The organism is Streptomyces sp. NPDC051211 (genome assembly GCF_040689505.1).
Taxonomy (GTDB): domain Bacteria; phylum Actinomycetota; class Actinomycetes; order Streptomycetales; family Streptomycetaceae; genus Streptomyces.
This window is the reverse complement of sequence record NZ_JBFBAV010000030.1, coordinates 13,812-27,702: the sequence shown is the minus strand read 5'-3', so window position 1 is coordinate 27,702 and position 13,891 is coordinate 13,812. Positions and strand designations below refer to the sequence as shown.

The following is a 13,891-nucleotide window of genomic DNA, read 5'->3' as shown; positions in this document are numbered from 1 at the left end:
GTACGAGTTCCACATCACGGACGAGGACGCTCTCCTGCGTGCCGCTGGCGATCGGGGTCGGGAGGCACCCGCCGGCGTCCGAACTGGGGAACGATGTTCCCGAAACGAGAAATGGTTGCGAAATGGCGCATCCCGCTGAGCAAGCGTCCGCTACTGGCCCACCGGCTCGAGCTTTGAGAAGATCAGCGACTAGGGCAGGGGGCAGGGACACATGCATTTCAGCGAAGACACCGAACCCGACTGGACCTTGTACGTGGGCGGCGAACCAGTCGGCCTCCTGTCGGGCGTCGAGCAAGACATGCCGTGGATGAGATGCAACTTCGAACCGCTGGAAGGATGGGAAGCCGTCCGTGCTCTCTTCGACCTCCACAACGAGGCAGGGAGGCAAGGATTCCCACGCGACAAGCTGTCAGCAACGAAGGCGATCCTTGACCGAGGAGTTGAGCTTCGCCCCTCGGAGCCCGGAACCGAGGCGTTTCAACCCTTCATGATCTATGTCGAAGGCGGTAAGGCACGCTTCCGCCGCTGAAGAAGGAGACCGGCGGCGCCGCGCAAGCGAATGCGAACCACGGCCCCTTGGTCCTCCGCACCGCCTACCGGACACCAGCGGCCATCCGTCGCCTCGGCGCCAGCCGGGTCCACCAGCGGCAATCGCCCAATACGGCTTCTCGCCGATCGCAAACCTGATCGACCAGAGTCGACTTCTCAGGGAGGATCCCATCAGCATTGGCCCATCAACGCCGAGGAGACCCCAGTGATCGCGCAAGGAGTACAGGTCACAGGCCGCTGTAGTGCCTGCGGAGGCACGACGACCTGCGATGTCGGTCAGTTCTTCGACCGCGGCGTGCTCCGCTGGGGCACCGAAGGCCGATGCGCGAACTGCTTGAATGCGTGGTGCGAGCAAGACAGCGGCCCCGTCACGCCCGAGAACATTCGACAGGCTCTGCTGCAAGCGCACGGGCCCGCGCGGCTTCGCCTGTCCGGAGACCTGCCGAACCTCGTTCCCTTGCTGCAGGCCCTCCGCAGTGCACGGGAACTATCCCTGGGCGAAGCACGAGCACAGGCCGCGGAACTCGCCGCGACCGGTCTCATCGGCACGCTCGTCGAGATGGAGATCCTGGCGGTTCACCTTCGGAGGCGAGCCATCACGGTGACCGTTGAACCATCTGCGTAACCCGGTCCGGGCCGCATCCGGAACGGCTTGACACCGGAAATGAGCTGCCCCAGACGTGGCGTCGCCTGGCACCGGGTGACGTTGCGCTCGCGGACGGTCGCGCTTTGCCCGGACGCGGCCCGGCAGGTCGGCGAGCACGTGGCCGCCGCCGGCCCAGCGCATCCCCGGACCGGGGTGCGGTTCGCGGGGGCGTGGGGGAGTCGCGAAGTCTTGGTCGCGGTGCTGGTCCGTCCGGAACTGGTGTTGGAAGTCAGCGCCGACCGGGCCGTTGACCGGGGCGCTTTCCATCACCCGCTGCGCTTCAAGCGGCTGCGCCTGGACGTGACGGTGGAGGATGTGCCGCGGTTCGGGGTGGGCCGGCTGCGGCGGCCGGCTGAGTGAGTGAGTGCGTGCGGCGCGGCGGCATTCGATTGCGGAGCGGCAGAGGAGACGATGGTGCGGGAGGTGTATTCCATGGGCGAGTACTTCGAAGCCAACGGAACCACGATCTGGGCCGAGAGCCGTGGCCAAGGGCCCGATGTCTTGCTGATCGCGGGCCTGAGTGACCCCGCCGAGGCGTGGCAGGCGCAGCTCGACGGGCTGTCGGACCGGTACCGGGTCATCGCCTTCGACAACCGAGGGTCGGGACGGACGCCGTTGCCCGACGGGCCCATGTCCGTGGCCATGATGGCCGACGATGCCGCGGAACTTCTCCGGGTGCTCCGGGTAGACAAGGCGCATGTCCTCGGCTTCTCGGGCGGCAGCGCGATCGCCCAGGAGCTGGCGCTCCGTCACCCGGAGGTCGTCAGCAGCCTCGTCCTCATGAGTACCTGGGCACGAGCGGACGCCTATTTCACCACCATGTCCCGCTTCTGGCACTGGCTGGCGACGGAGGCGCCCGATGAGCGCGCCATGCTGGAGGCGTTCTACCTATGGATCTACACGCCGCGCGCCCACGCCGACGGCACGGTGGAACGGTTCATCGACGAAACGCTCGCCTTCCCGTACCCGCAGTCCGCCGAGGCCTTCCAGCGCCAACTGGAGCCGTTCGCGCGGCACGACACGCTCGATCGGCTGTCCAGCATCACCGCACCGACCCTCGTCCTGGCCGGCGACCAGGACATGGTCACGCCGCCGCGGCTCGGGCGGGTCGTGGCCGACGCCATCCCGGACGCCCGCTTCGAGGTCATGGCGGGGGAGGCCCACCAGCCGTTCCAGGAGTCCCCGGACGTGTTCAACGCACGAGTCGACGCCTTCTGGCGCGAGATCGACGGCGGGACCCTTCCGTCCTGATCCTCAACCGCCTTCCCGCGGCGGCCACTGCCGTGCCCTTTGCGCCTGCCGGTACGGTGGGGGTGATCAGGTCGGGCTGGATCTGCTCGTCCGTCTCGCCGTCTGTACGGCGGCGGAGCACGGTGTGCAGCATGTCGTCGGTGATGATCGGCGGCCGGCCGCCGTGCTCGCCCTTGCGGGCGGCGGTGTCGAACCCCTCCAGCGCCGACTCGCGGATGCTCTCGCCGACCGGGCCACCGCGCGCCTCGGCCCCCTGGCCGTCCCCCGCTACGACGCATCCGTCGTTGCACTCGGCCTGACGACGGACTTCGCCGCCCGGGGAGGCCACGCCCTGACCTGAGACTTCTCCGGCACGATGACAGCGCCGGCACCCGCGAAGACCTCAGCCTGCAGCGCCGGTGCCGCCAGGCCCGTGCCGTGATCGACCACTGTATTCCCGCCGAGGCCGGCCTCGTGCTGGTCGGATTCAGCACGAGCGGACGTCCAGGATCACGGCCAACCGGGCGTCTGATTGCGCCCGGTTGGTAGCGTCACCGGCATGAATCAAGATCGCGTGCTCGAAGCGTTTCGTCGGGAATCCGAGGCGCTCACTGATGCTATGTCAGGACTGTCCGAGGCTGAGTGGAACCTGCCGACGCGCTGCACCCCCTGGACCGTACGCGACCTGCTCGGGCACGTGTGCGTCGTGATCGATTGGCTTCCGGGGATGCTGGACGGGCCGGCACCGAGTGCGGCCAAGGTTTCCGCGGCGGAGTACTACCGCCCGGACGACCGGTTCTCACCCCGTACCAACAGTGCCCGGATCGCAATGGCTCAGGACCGGGCAGCAGAGTCGGCTGACGGTGCCGCCTTTGCCGACCATTTCGCCGCGATCTGGCGGCGGGTCGACCGGCTGTGCCGGGTCCAGCCGGCCGGCCGTACCACGCGCACGCGTCATGGTGACGCCATGCTCTTGTCGGAGTTTCTGCTCACCCGAGTCGTCGAAGTCGCCGTCCACGGCCTTGACCTGGCTGATGCACTCGGACGCGAACCCTGGCTCACCCCGTCGGCCGGTGACGCCGTGCGGGAGCTGCTTCTCGGCGCAGAGCAGATGGCCGCCGCCGACGAATTGACTTGGAGTCAGCCGCAATTCCTGCGCAAAGCCACCGGACGCGAGCCGTTGGACGAATCAGAGACCGCGCAGATCGAACAGCTCGGCATCAGGTGGCTCGCCCTGGGTTGAGAGTCATTCACCCGGGACGAATCAGCAGGCTGGGCGAAGCTCTCGGGCACGCCGGTCACTCGGTCCGTCGTCGCAGCCTGGCAGTCACCTGATCCGCCGGACACGCCCTGACCCAAGGCGTGCTCCCGGTCCCGCCACGGCGTGGGCATGCTCGCCCATGACTGACGGAGCCGGTCGATCGATAGGCTCCCGGCATGGATGTCCACGTGGAGATCATCCGTGAAGCCAGCCAGGAACTCATCGATGCCTTCAGCCGGTTGCTGCCGCAGCTGTCTTCGACGGCCACGCCCCTCGACTACGAGGCGATCGACCGTATGGCGTCGTGCGATGCCAACACAGTGCTCGTCGCCCGGGCATCCGAGACCATCATCGGCACCCTGACTTTGGCGCTGTTGCCCCTGCCGTCCGGATTGAGAAGCCGTGTCGAAGACGTGGTGGTCGACACTTCGGCGAGAGGCCAGGGGGTTGCAGCGCTCCTCATCCAGGAAGCCTTGCGGATCGCTCAGGAGGCGGGTGCCCGGACGGTGGATCTCACTTCCCGGCCGGATCGTGCCGCAGCGAACCGGTTGTACGAGCGTCTCGGCTTCCAGGCTCGGGAGTCGACGGTCTATCGCTTCCCGATCGCATAGCTGGATGCTTCGGCCATCCGTTGCCGCGGACAGCTTTCGGATTCAGTCGTCCTCGAAGGCCATGCACTGACGGCAGGCAGCCTGCCTGCATCCGGGTGAGGAGCAACGGGCTGCGCAAGGTGAGGGCCGGTAACTTCCGGTCGTGCCAGTGGCGCCGCATGCAAGGCACTGCATGGGTTCCAGCTTCGGTGTGTCCGAAGGGTGTCAAGTCTTGTGGTCGAGGAGTGGGTGGTGGCCGGAAGGCACAGGGGCTTGAGTCTCCAGCAGGGGGAGACACGACGGTGGGGGCATGGACGGCGACACGCTTTACTCGATCGGCGAGCTCGCTCGGCGGACCGGCTCACGGTCAAGACCATTCGGTAGGCCCGGCCCTGGCGGTCCGGCATCCACCCGACCTCGCCCCGAGCCGACCCGATCGTCGAGGCGATCACCGCGCACTACGCGCGCCTCCTCGGCCACCCCGACGACGTCGAGCTTCACCGCCGTCTGGCGGCACGGCTGGAGAGAGTCAACGACCCCCGCAGGAAGCGGTACATGCAGCTGCTCGCAGTCGTCAACGGCTGGTCGGCACCGGAGAGTCTGGCGCCGGCGTTGGACTGGTCCGTCCAGGCCCTGCGCATCCGGACACCGCGATGACGGGTGGTCACGAGGCGGCGTGGTACGGAGTCGGTTCGCGCCGGGCGGGAATGCCGCCGCATACGATGCGTCGGTGAACGTCCCCGTCGTGCGCCGCTGGACGAGCCACGTCGTGGACGACGAGGCCGACGGAGCACGGTGAGCACGGGCCCAGCTGAGGCGCTCACGCTGGGCCTTCGAAGCCGCCGTCCCGCCGAGGCCACCCTTGCCGCCCGGTCCAGGTTTTGCGCCCGCACTGCCCCGGCTGACATCGGCGCAGGTGGGCCGGCCGATGCGGCATCATGCACGCATGATCACGTCACGGGGAAATCAGCCATACGCGTCCAACGGGCAGCCGCCGCAGCAGTATCCGCCGCAGGCTCCGCAGATGTCTCAGCCATACGCGCCGCAGCCGCAGGCGTCGTACGGCCAGGGCGCGTATGGGGGTCCGCGTGCATCTCAGGGGCCTGCGGGGACGTTCCCGCAGCAGGCCCCGTACGGGACGCAGCCTGCGCCGTACGGACACGCGCCCGCCGGGCACGGGCATACGCGGGTGCGGGCTCCGCGGCCGGCCGGGGAAGGGCGACGCGTCCTCGCTGCAACGGTGGACCTCTTCGCCGTAGTCTGCGCGCCCTACCTGGTCATGCGCGGTGAGGACGGCCGCCCGCTGACGGCGCTCGCACTCCTGCTCGGCCTGTCTTTTGCCAACCAGGTGCTGTTGACGTACGTGATCCGGGCCAGCATCGGCAAGTTGCTCACCGGGATCCGGGTGGTTCGTGCCGTCGACGGCGGGAGGCCCGGGTTCTGGCGGACGGTATACCGGTGGCTGTCGGGTCTTTGCTGGCTGCCGCTCCAGCCCTACTACTGGCTGAGAGCGTTCTTCCGCGGCGTCAGTGGTGGCGGGCCCGCCCGCGGAACGGTGGCCGACAACGACGACGGCGAGCTCTACCACGGCGACCTGGCTGGGCTCCGGTACGCCCGCCGCAGGGACCTGGCCGGCTGACCCCCCCGCGAGGCGGTCCGGGGTCGGCTACCAGCGGCGCTGTGCGCTGTTGGCCCGGGAGACCCCGGCCCGGTCTGCCACCGGGGGCTGAGTTGGTGAGGAGCGGGGGAGCCGGCCGCTGCCCAAGCGCCGCCCCGTACGTTCGGCTTCGATCTCACCCAGGACGCGGGCCGGGTCGTGCAGAGCCATATGCAGAGCCATCGCGGGGTGTGCTGCGCCGCGAGCGTGCGGACGCCGTCCGCAAGGGCCGGCCGTGGAGCCTTCCGCCGGAGGACCGGACCGGACGGGACGGTGCTGGTCGCGGCTTACCGGGAATTTGACCCCTCACCGATCGCACCGCACATCGCGCGATAGGTGCTGGTCGTGACGCAAGGCGGCTCCGGGATCCGAAGCTTCGGATCCCGGAGCCGCCCCGGTGGCAGGGCTTAGAACCCGTCCAGGAGGTTCGCCAGGACGTTCGACTGGCCCACGTCGGTGCTGGCGGCATTCACGGCGTTGCCGTTGTCCCCGTTGATGCAGATCTGCTGGATCGTGTTCGACTGTGCCGTGTTCGACTGCGTCGAGTTCGACTGCGTCACATTGCCGAAGACGGCGACCGCGACGTTCACCGGGATGGTGATGAAGGTGGACGTGTTACTGGCGCCAGCTGCCTGAGTGCACTCCGTGGAGGCGCCGTTCGTGTCGGTGCCGTCGGCGGAGGCCACTCCCGCCCCGACCATGCTGAGGCTCCCGATCATGGCAGCCACCAGAGCGGCCTTGCGAAGCTTACGCATTACATCCCTTCCCTGCCTTATCGGCATGTTTCGCGATTTGCCAAAACGTCACGGTTGTGCACTGTAGGTGATGTTTATGACCTTTTGTACCGAAACACGCCGATTTGCCTGCCGTGGCGAACCTGGAGATGCCGAAGCCAGCGCCGAGCTGCGCGAGGGTGTTGCCGGCCGTGTGCACCAGGCCGCCCGGCGTCGCGTGCTGGTGCGGTGGGAGCTTGCAGCGGCGGTCGACCTCGCGGATGACGATGAGCACGGTGAACCCGAGCGGACCAGGGCGCGAGGGAGGTCGAGTGCGGCAGGGCGGGGAGTCAACAAGACTTCTGCGCCGGTGAGTTGAGGCGTCGAACGCCTTCCTCAAGGGCACACAAAAAATTGCCGTCACGCCGATCGGCGGGGATGAGGTGGCACGGTCACGAAATCGGTGACGGCGGCGGGACCTGGATCCCGGGGTGATGTGAACCGGGGCTGGGCAGCCGGGAGTTATGCCCCGCCTCGGGCCCCCGCGCGTCACACCGTCCCAGACGGCACGGCCCCTGGCGGGTCGCCAGGGGCCGTGATCAGCGGGCCGGTGGGGTCAGAGGCCGAGGGCCGCGCCGCGCCACTGCTGGTAGGGGCGGTCCGCCGAGCAGTCCCAGATGACCAGGCGGATGGTGGTCCAGTAGTTGACCGCGTCCACGCACTTGCCGGAGTGGACGCTGCGCAGCTTGCCGCCGGGCAGCAGTTCGAACTGCTGGTTGGGGGCGCCGTGGCAGCTGTTCAGGCCGAGGGGCGAGCCGTTCTCGGTCTTGGCGTACTGGACGTCCATGCAGTGCCCCATGGAGCGGACGGTCTTGTCGCCCTCGAGCCTCCAGACCTGGTTGGCGCCGCCGTGGCACTTGTAGAGCTGGATCGGGGCACCGTTCTTCGTGCTGCCGTCCTTGACGTCCACGCACTTGCCGTTGGGCACGGCGATGATCGGGCCGGACCCCTCGGGCGGCGGCGGGGTGCAGGAGATCTTCACCAACACCTGGAAGTAGTTGCTGTCGATCTGGATGCGCTCCGGGCCCAGGGTGACCTTGCAGAGGTAGGACGGGTACCCCGCCGCCGCGGCCTGGCTGTAGGCCGAGTCGAACGCTGCCGGCTCGGCGATGTTGAGGGGGCCCCAGCCCTCGCCGGTGAAGTCCCTGGGGCCGGTGGGCACCTCGGTGAGGGCGGCCTGAGTAGATCCGGACTGCGGGAGGGCGGCGGCAGCGGCCCCGGAGGGCGTCACGGACAGCGCCGCGAGCATGGCCATGAGGCCGACCGCGAGCGTGCGGGCCAACTTCATCGTTGGTTCCTTCCAGTGGTGAAGTAACGCCGAGGAGTGAGGTGTACCTGACAAATGCACCGCCGGAGGGGGCGGTGCCCGTCCGGCTTTCGGCAAGGACGACGCTACCGGGGGGACGGCCTGCGGCAGTCTCACGAGAGTCTCAACCCACCTGGTGGATAAGGAATCTGAGTGATTGCCAGACGGCCTGCGGTCGGGTGGGTATCGTCCTGCCGCTGCCGAGGTGAAGATCATGAGGGGTTCGGGTGCGGAATGAGTGAAATCGACGGGTCCCGGCTAGCCGTCCTGGAGGAATTGCGGGCGGCCGTGGCCGCCCATCGGCTGGTCAACCTCACGGGCCCGCTGGGTGTCGGGAAGTCGCGGCTCGCGGCGGCGCTGCAGCCGGCACTGACGGTCGATCTGGACCGGCCCCAGGCCGTCGACACCCTGCGCCAGGCCGTCGACACCCTGCCCCAGGCGGTCGACACCCTGCGCCGGGCACAAGCCTCTCCCGTCGACCGGCTGCTGGTGGTCGACAGCGCCGACGGCCCCCGCAGGCTGGCGGCCGTTCGCGAGGCGCTGGGCGCGGCCGTGAACCTCCTGGTGGTGAGCCGCCGTCCGGTGCTCGCCGATGCCGGTTGGGCGCACTCGGGCGCCGTGACCGTGACCGTGCCGCCGCTGCCGGACGACGAGCTCACGGCCGGGATGGAGACCGCCGAGGGCCGCGACCTCGCCGTACGGCTGGGGGGCGGCCTGCCGCTGCTCGCGCAGGCCGTGGGCCGGGCGCTGCGGGCAGGGATACCGCCGTCCGCGCCGGGCGCGGTGGCGGACCACGTCGCCACCGAGATCCTCGAACGGCTCGGGAAGGAGCTCCCGGGCCGACGCCCGCAGCACACGCTCCGGCTGCTCGCCACCGTCCGGAACGCCGACGAGAAGCTGCTGACCGGCGGCCCCGAGCTGTTCACGGCGCTGGCCGAACTCAGCATCGTCGCCCGGGGGAGGCTGGGACTGGGGCTGGCCGAGCCGTTCCGCCACGTGATCGAACTCGCCTACCGGTGGCGGCAGCCACAGGCCCACGAGGCCGTCCGCGCCCGCGCCGCCAGGTATCGACTCACTCTCCTGGACCGTGCCGAGGACCCCGTCGAACGGGGCGAGCTCGTGGACCAGGGGATCTTCCTGACCGGCGATCCGCTGCTGCGGCAGGAGCTCTTCCCCGCGGCGGAGCGCTCATCGCTGTTCCGTACGGCCGCGGACACGGACGCCGGCGCCATCGGTCGGCTGATGCGCGAGTGGGCCGTGTCCAGTGGGTTCGACCCGCGGCGAGCGGACCGCCTGGCCGAGCGCTGGGCTGCCGACGACATCTCCGCCTTCCACCTGGCCCGCGACGCGGATGGCAGGCCCGTCGGCCTGGCGAGCCTGCTGCCGATCGGCGAGCGCACCATGGGCTCGGCAGAACCGCTGCTCCAGCAGCACAGCGACGAGCTCGCCGCCGGCGGTCTCTTCCTCGGAGCGGCGTACTGCCCGGACCCCGCGGTGCACGCCCAGCTGCTGCGCCACATCCTCCGACAGGCCGTCGGCAGCGGGCGGCTGGTCGTCTCCACGGCGAGCCCCGGCTACCAGACCCTGCTCAACGGCCTGGAGTTCCGCAAGCACGGCGGAATCGGTGAGGACGTCTACCGCTGCGGCCGCCCGCCCGAAGTCTTCAGCAACGACTTCGCCCCCAACGCCCTGCCCCGCTGGCTCGCGCGACTCGCCGGGAGTCCCGTCCGGGACGTGACCGCGCACCTCGCCAAGGCCCTGAGCCGGATCCGGGACCCGCAGTTCCTGGCGGAGAGCCCCCTGCTCGCCCTCCCTCGGACCCCGACGGTGGAAAGCCTGCGCGGCTGGCTGTACGACGCGGTGCACGGTCTGGCGCTCAGCGCGGACGACGCCGACGCCGAGGCCGGCCGGATCCTGCAGGCGTACTACTTCGGCCGGGCCAGCACCCACCACCAGGTGGCCCGCGGCCTCCACCTCAGCCGCGCCACCTATTTCCGCCGCCTGCGGCACGGGCTGGACACGCTCGGCGCCCGGCTTCAGTCCCCCGTCCCGTAGGGACCCGTGCCGGTCGACCGGCCACCGGCCGGCGTGCGCGCGGAGCCGTCCACCGGCTGGCTCCGCGTACGGCGCGTCGGGTTCAGTCGGTGATGTACCAATCGTTCTTGAGGTACTCAAGGGTGTAGCTGCCGAGGTCGTCCTCGGAGAAGGTTGCGGAAGCCCTGACTGCTTCGACCGGCATCTCGATCTTGTCGGGCGTGCGCACGGCGATGCGCTGTGGGTCGACCGTCGCGGTTTGCAGGGCCTTCTTCTGCGCGGGCGAAATCATCTGGACCACGATGGCGTACGTCGACGTACACGGGCCGAGCCCCTGGTCCTGCGCCTTCTGCGCGGCGGGCCCGGCCACTTCGCAGACCTTGTCGATGTCCTCACGGCCCAGGGCGTGGAGGTATTGCTCGTACCGCTGGATCGCGCCCTCCTTCGTCCTGGGCGCGGGCTGGTTACCGGTTGGCCCGGCCGACGGCTTCTCGGGCCGAGCGGACACGGAGGGCGTGGCCGACGGCTCTTCGGCCCGCGTGGACGCGGACGGCTGCGAAGGCTTCGCGTCCGTGTCCTCCTTCGTTTTCTCCGGACCGCACGCGCACGCCATCAGCGCCACACAGGCCGATGCCGCCACGCTCACCATCGTCCGAGCTCTCATTCGGTCCCCTCATCAGCAGCCGGCAACCCAAGTGGTCACGCAGGATCCGGGGGAGCGGTTCCCGAGCCGGACAAGGCGGGACGCCGGCCGGTTCACAGAGGGCCCCGAGTTTGCGTGCACCGCTGCGCCAGGCCGCGTGTCAGCCCAGCCCTCCTGGGATCCGGATGTTCCGCCCGCTGTGCCCCAGCCCCCACGAAGCCGGACAGGGCGCGGCGTCGCTGTTCTGCAAAGAAGTACATGCCGCCGACGTCGCCCAGGTCCATGTGGTGTCCGAACGTGGGGAGGGCGGCGGGATCGGCCTCGTGGTTGCCACCTCGAAGCAGTCGAATCCCCGTCCCGCTGCAGGGCCCGCTGCCCGGACCGCCGCCGGCCCCTCCGCGCCTTCCGCCGCGGCCGACCGCGGCTCCGTCCGCCGACCCTAGCCGCCGCCCGCCCCTGACCGTCGGCGCGTCCCGCCCGACCTCCCGCTGCACTGCATCTGGCCCGTCGGGAACGGTCGTACGCCAGGGCCCCGTCGCGATCGGCGCGGCTGCCGAACGTCGTGGAGGGCTTATCGCCGGGGCTGCGGGAGCTGGGCGACCCGGCGCCGGGAGGCGTGATGCCGCCTGAGTGGCTCGGTGCCTACGGGGCCCGCCACACGTTGGCGAAGGCCGTGTTCTCGATGGAACGCCGCTGGCGTACCGCTTCCAGTTCCATCACCGCGTCGTTGACGGCGGCCAGCACGGTTGTCACCGCTTCGCCGTCCGGGCCGGCATCGTCCTCGGGGCCCTCGCCGCGGCGGATGCCGATGGCCGCGGCGAGGGCCCCGAGGACGGGTTCGTCCTCCTCCCAGCGGCTCTGCGCAAGGCGCCGGGCGGGCGTGTCGACGAGCTCCATGCGGTTCGCCCCGAAATTCAGGCGGCCGCGCCGCGGACGCGCCAGCAGGCCGTCCTCTTCGAACGCGACCTGGTAGGCCGCTGCCAGGTCACGGCCCCTGCGCCACAGCCAGTCCTCGACGTGTTCATACGGCACCTGCCGAACCAGTGCCGAAGCCGCCGCGCCGAGCAGCCGGTCGTCCAGGGCCGGCTGCGGGCCCGGCACGATGAGATCGCCGTCCAGGTCGACGGCCTGCGCACGGAGGAGGTCGATCAGTTCGGCGCCCGCGAGGGACAGGGACAGATCGCCCTGCCCCACGGAGCGCTCCGGCTGGGACTCCAGGGCAATGGTGAACAGGTCTTTTGCCGTGGTCATGTACGGCTCCTCGTCGTCGGCCGGACCCGCGTCCCGTCGCGGGGCGGGGTGCGGGTCAAGTATCGCTCCTGGGTGCCCGAGGCACAGAGAAGAACATCACAGAAGCCGCAGACGCCAACCCCCACCCGACAGATCCGGTCCGACGGGCAGGAGCTGCTCCACCGGCCTGTCCGTGAGGGGCACGGGTCAGGGGGGATGGTGTGCGGGCGTGTGCGGTGCGGGGCGGTGTCGGGTGTCATAGCGAGTGGCAGCAAGCGACCACAGGACTACGTCTTTGGTAGCGCGCCATCTGGGCCCGCGGTCCGATTCGCCCAGCCCCGGCCACGGTTAGCGTCACACCATGCGTATAGGACTACTTGGCACCGGCAACGTCTCCCGAGCACTGGCCCACGGCTGGAGTGCCGCAGGACACGACGTACTCCTCGGTTCACGTCGGCCGAAGGAGCGAACCGACCTCGGTCTCCCCGTGGCGGGCCTGAGCGAGACAGCCGCCCACGCGGAGGTACTCGTCAACGCCACCCCGGGTACCGTCTCCGTGGAACTGCTGCGCTCCATCGGGGCGCCGGCGCTGGCCGGTACCCTGCTGATCGATGTCGGGGTCGGCCTCACCGACGACTACACCGAGCTCTCGCACCCCAACAGCAGCCTGAGTGAACAGATCCAGGAAGCCTTCCCCCTGACGCCCGTCGTCAAGACGCTGTGCACCATGGACTCCACCGTGATGGCCGCCCCGGACGGTCTCGACGGCCCGAGCACCGTGTTCCTCTCCGGCGACGACGCCGAGGCCAAACGGACCACCGGCCGACTGCTCACCGACCTGGGCTGGCCCCCGTCGTCCCAGTTGGACATCGGCGGCATCAACACGGCCCGCGGACAGGAGCACTTCGCCCTGCTCTTCATGGGCATCGCGGGCGGTCTGGGTGCCCACGCGTTCAACATCAACGTGGTCACCCGCCCCTCTGCCCAGCGTCTGCCGTCCATGTGATCTCGACTGGTGGATCACGGGCGGGTGAGACTGGTGGATCACGGGCGGGTGATACGCCGCCATGAAGTTTCCGACGCCGACTGGGACTTCGTACGGGCATGGCTGCCCCGCACAGCGATGGGACGGCCTCGGCTGGACGATCGGACGATGCTCAACGGGGCCTGTGTGCTTGCCAAGCTCGCCCCGGCCGACGACGCCCGGCCGCCTGGCACGCATGCCGCCGGGGGCGCCCCGCAGGAAGAGTCCACAGCGTTGGCGCGACCGTCAGTGCGGCGCATTCGTCAAGCGGGCGCTCACCAGCTGCATAGATTCCACGGACGGGCCGAGATTGGGGCTCACCCATGGCCGGATCCCGCCGCACTGGGGGTTCGTGCGGCAGCGGCGTCGGCAACGAAGCACGTGGGTACGGGCCCTTCGGTCGTGCCGCCGTCCGTTACCAGCGGTGCTTCCAGGAGCAGTCCCAGTGGCCCTTCACCCAGTCCTTCTCCCAGTGCCCGTGAACATAGACCCACTTCCAGTGGCCATTGCGGTCCCACCCCCGGTCACCCTTGTCGTTGTACCGGTCGTTGTACCGGTCGTCGTGGCGGTCATTGTGGCGGTCCTTGACCCACTTCTTTTCCCAGTGCCCCTTGACCCACTTCTTCTGCCAGTGCCCCTTCTTCCAGTCGCACCGCTTGCGGTGGTCCTCGGTGACGGAGGCGACCGTCGCGGCCCCCTGCGGGGGCGCCGCCATCGCGGGGGCTGCGGCCCCGAGTGCGGTGCCACCGGCAAGGATGCCCGCGGTGGCGGTCGCGACAGCCAGCCTCCGGAAGCGAACGGGAACGGACATCGAGCCCACCTCCTGGCCCCCACCGGGGTGAGAGCTGTGAGTGTTGTGACACATATGATTCTGCGCTTTTCGCCCGCTGGTTTACATACCGGCACAGAGGCCGCGTGGTGACAGATCGGTGTCACGAAAGGAAAGGC

The 13,891-nt window shown here is 69.6% G+C and carries 15 protein-coding genes and 1 pseudogene; 11 read left to right on the top strand and 5 right to left on the bottom strand.

Annotated elements, in window-relative coordinates; genetic code table 11:
* Window positions 1-211: 211 nt before the first annotated feature.
* The 9 genes and pseudogenes from AB0447_RS25425 (at window position 212) to AB0447_RS25385 (ending at window position 5,915) form a co-directional block, all read left to right on the top strand.
* On the top strand, window positions 212-529 hold the full coding sequence (locus tag AB0447_RS25425; protein WP_366479063.1) for a hypothetical protein: 318 nt from the start codon (window positions 212-214) through the stop codon (window positions 527-529).
* A gap of 225 nt (window positions 530-754) precedes the next feature.
* Window positions 755-1,174 carry a hypothetical protein gene (locus AB0447_RS25420; RefSeq protein WP_366479062.1) on the top strand — a complete coding sequence of 140 codons (420 nt, stop codon included), beginning with the start codon at window positions 755-757 and terminating at the stop codon, window positions 1,172-1,174.
* A gap of 210 nt (window positions 1,175-1,384) precedes the next feature.
* On the top strand, window positions 1,385-1,555 hold the full coding sequence (locus tag AB0447_RS25415; protein ID WP_366479061.1) for a hypothetical protein: 171 nt from the start codon (window positions 1,385-1,387) through the stop codon (window positions 1,553-1,555).
* Window positions 1,556-1,627: 72 nt separating this feature from the next.
* Window positions 1,628-2,446: an alpha/beta fold hydrolase gene (locus tag AB0447_RS25410; protein ID WP_366479060.1), complete on the top strand. Its 819-nt coding sequence runs from the start codon at window positions 1,628-1,630 to the stop codon at window positions 2,444-2,446.
* A 124-nt stretch (window positions 2,447-2,570) separates the two neighbouring features.
* Window positions 2,571-2,786, top strand: coding sequence for a hypothetical protein (locus AB0447_RS25405; RefSeq protein WP_366479058.1), 216 nt, complete (start codon window positions 2,571-2,573; stop codon window positions 2,784-2,786).
* 198 nt (window positions 2,787-2,984) lie between these two features.
* The gene (locus tag AB0447_RS25400) at window positions 2,985-3,668 is read left to right on the top strand and encodes a maleylpyruvate isomerase family mycothiol-dependent enzyme (RefSeq protein ID WP_366479056.1); all 684 of its coding nucleotides are present in this window, start codon (window positions 2,985-2,987) and stop codon (window positions 3,666-3,668) included.
* A gap of 194 nt (window positions 3,669-3,862) precedes the next feature.
* Window positions 3,863-4,297: a GNAT family N-acetyltransferase gene (locus AB0447_RS25395; RefSeq protein WP_366479055.1), complete on the top strand. Its 435-nt coding sequence runs from the start codon at window positions 3,863-3,865 to the stop codon at window positions 4,295-4,297.
* A 378-nt stretch (window positions 4,298-4,675) separates the two neighbouring features.
* Window positions 4,676-4,933: pseudogene (locus tag AB0447_RS25390) on the top strand (MerR family transcriptional regulator); the annotation flags it as partial.
* A 532-nt stretch (window positions 4,934-5,465) separates the two neighbouring features.
* Window positions 5,466-5,915 carry an RDD family protein gene (locus tag AB0447_RS25385; RefSeq protein WP_366479117.1) on the top strand — a complete coding sequence of 150 codons (450 nt, stop codon included), beginning with the start codon at window positions 5,466-5,468 and terminating at the stop codon, window positions 5,913-5,915.
* Window positions 5,916-6,340: 425 nt separating this feature from the next.
* Here the strand turns inward: AB0447_RS25385 and AB0447_RS25380 are convergent, their stop codons facing one another.
* Both AB0447_RS25380 and AB0447_RS25375 read right to left on the bottom strand, forming a co-directional pair.
* Window positions 6,341-6,688: a hypothetical protein gene (locus AB0447_RS25380; protein WP_366479054.1), complete on the bottom strand. Its 348-nt coding sequence runs from the start codon at window positions 6,686-6,688 to the stop codon at window positions 6,341-6,343.
* A gap of 574 nt (window positions 6,689-7,262) precedes the next feature.
* Entirely contained in the window at window positions 7,263-7,994 is a 732-nt protein-coding gene (locus AB0447_RS25375; RefSeq protein WP_366479053.1) for an RICIN domain-containing protein, read from the bottom strand.
* 252 nt (window positions 7,995-8,246) lie between these two features.
* Between AB0447_RS25375 and AB0447_RS25370 the strand changes: the two genes are divergently transcribed.
* A complete protein-coding gene (locus AB0447_RS25370) occupies window positions 8,247-10,067 on the top strand; it encodes a hypothetical protein (RefSeq protein ID WP_366479052.1) in 1,821 nt (606 codons plus the stop codon).
* 82 nt (window positions 10,068-10,149) lie between these two features.
* Here AB0447_RS25370 and AB0447_RS25365 read toward each other — a convergent pair whose 3' ends face one another.
* Together AB0447_RS25365 and AB0447_RS25360 are read right to left on the bottom strand one after the other, a co-directional pair.
* Window positions 10,150-10,686, bottom strand: a complete 537-nt coding sequence (locus AB0447_RS25365) for a hypothetical protein (RefSeq protein ID WP_366479051.1) — start codon at window positions 10,684-10,686, stop codon at window positions 10,150-10,152.
* Between the two features lie 645 nt (window positions 10,687-11,331).
* Entirely contained in the window at window positions 11,332-11,940 is a 609-nt protein-coding gene (locus AB0447_RS25360; RefSeq protein WP_366479050.1) for a GPP34 family phosphoprotein, read from the bottom strand.
* A 340-nt stretch (window positions 11,941-12,280) separates the two neighbouring features.
* Between AB0447_RS25360 and AB0447_RS25355 the strand changes: the two genes are divergently transcribed.
* The gene (locus AB0447_RS25355) at window positions 12,281-12,925 is read left to right on the top strand and encodes an NAD(P)-binding domain-containing protein (RefSeq protein WP_366479049.1); all 645 of its coding nucleotides are present in this window, start codon (window positions 12,281-12,283) and stop codon (window positions 12,923-12,925) included.
* Between the two features lie 433 nt (window positions 12,926-13,358).
* On the opposite strand, the gene AB0447_RS25350 is transcribed toward AB0447_RS25355, so the two are convergent.
* The gene (locus AB0447_RS25350; RefSeq protein WP_366479048.1) at window positions 13,359-13,754 is read right to left on the bottom strand and encodes a hypothetical protein; all 396 of its coding nucleotides are present in this window, start codon (window positions 13,752-13,754) and stop codon (window positions 13,359-13,361) included.
* Window positions 13,755-13,891 lie beyond the last annotated feature (137 nt).

Excerpts from the sequence above, each read along its gene's own strand:
- AB0447_RS25360 (WP_366479050.1), bottom strand. The coding sequence starts at position 11,940 with ATGACCACGGCAAAAGACCTGTTCACCATTGCCCTGGAGTCCCAGCCG.
- AB0447_RS25400 (WP_366479056.1), top strand. The coding sequence starts at position 2,985 with ATGAATCAAGATCGCGTGCTCGAAGCGTTTCGTCGGGAATCCGAGGCG.
- AB0447_RS25375 (WP_366479053.1), bottom strand. The coding sequence starts at position 7,994 with ATGAAGTTGGCCCGCACGCTCGCGGTCGGCCTCATGGCCATGCTCGCG.
- AB0447_RS25425 (WP_366479063.1), top strand. The coding sequence starts at position 212 with ATGCATTTCAGCGAAGACACCGAACCCGACTGGACCTTGTACGTGGGC.
- AB0447_RS25410 (WP_366479060.1), top strand. The coding sequence starts at position 1,628 with ATGGGCGAGTACTTCGAAGCCAACGGAACCACGATCTGGGCCGAGAGC.
- AB0447_RS25350 (WP_366479048.1), bottom strand. The coding sequence starts at position 13,754 with ATGTCCGTTCCCGTTCGCTTCCGGAGGCTGGCTGTCGCGACCGCCACC.
- AB0447_RS25380 (WP_366479054.1), bottom strand. The coding sequence starts at position 6,688 with ATGCGTAAGCTTCGCAAGGCCGCTCTGGTGGCTGCCATGATCGGGAGC.
- AB0447_RS25355 (WP_366479049.1), top strand. The coding sequence starts at position 12,281 with ATGCGTATAGGACTACTTGGCACCGGCAACGTCTCCCGAGCACTGGCC.
- AB0447_RS25370 (WP_366479052.1), top strand. The coding sequence starts at position 8,247 with ATGAGTGAAATCGACGGGTCCCGGCTAGCCGTCCTGGAGGAATTGCGG.
- AB0447_RS25395 (WP_366479055.1), top strand. The coding sequence starts at position 3,863 with ATGGATGTCCACGTGGAGATCATCCGTGAAGCCAGCCAGGAACTCATC.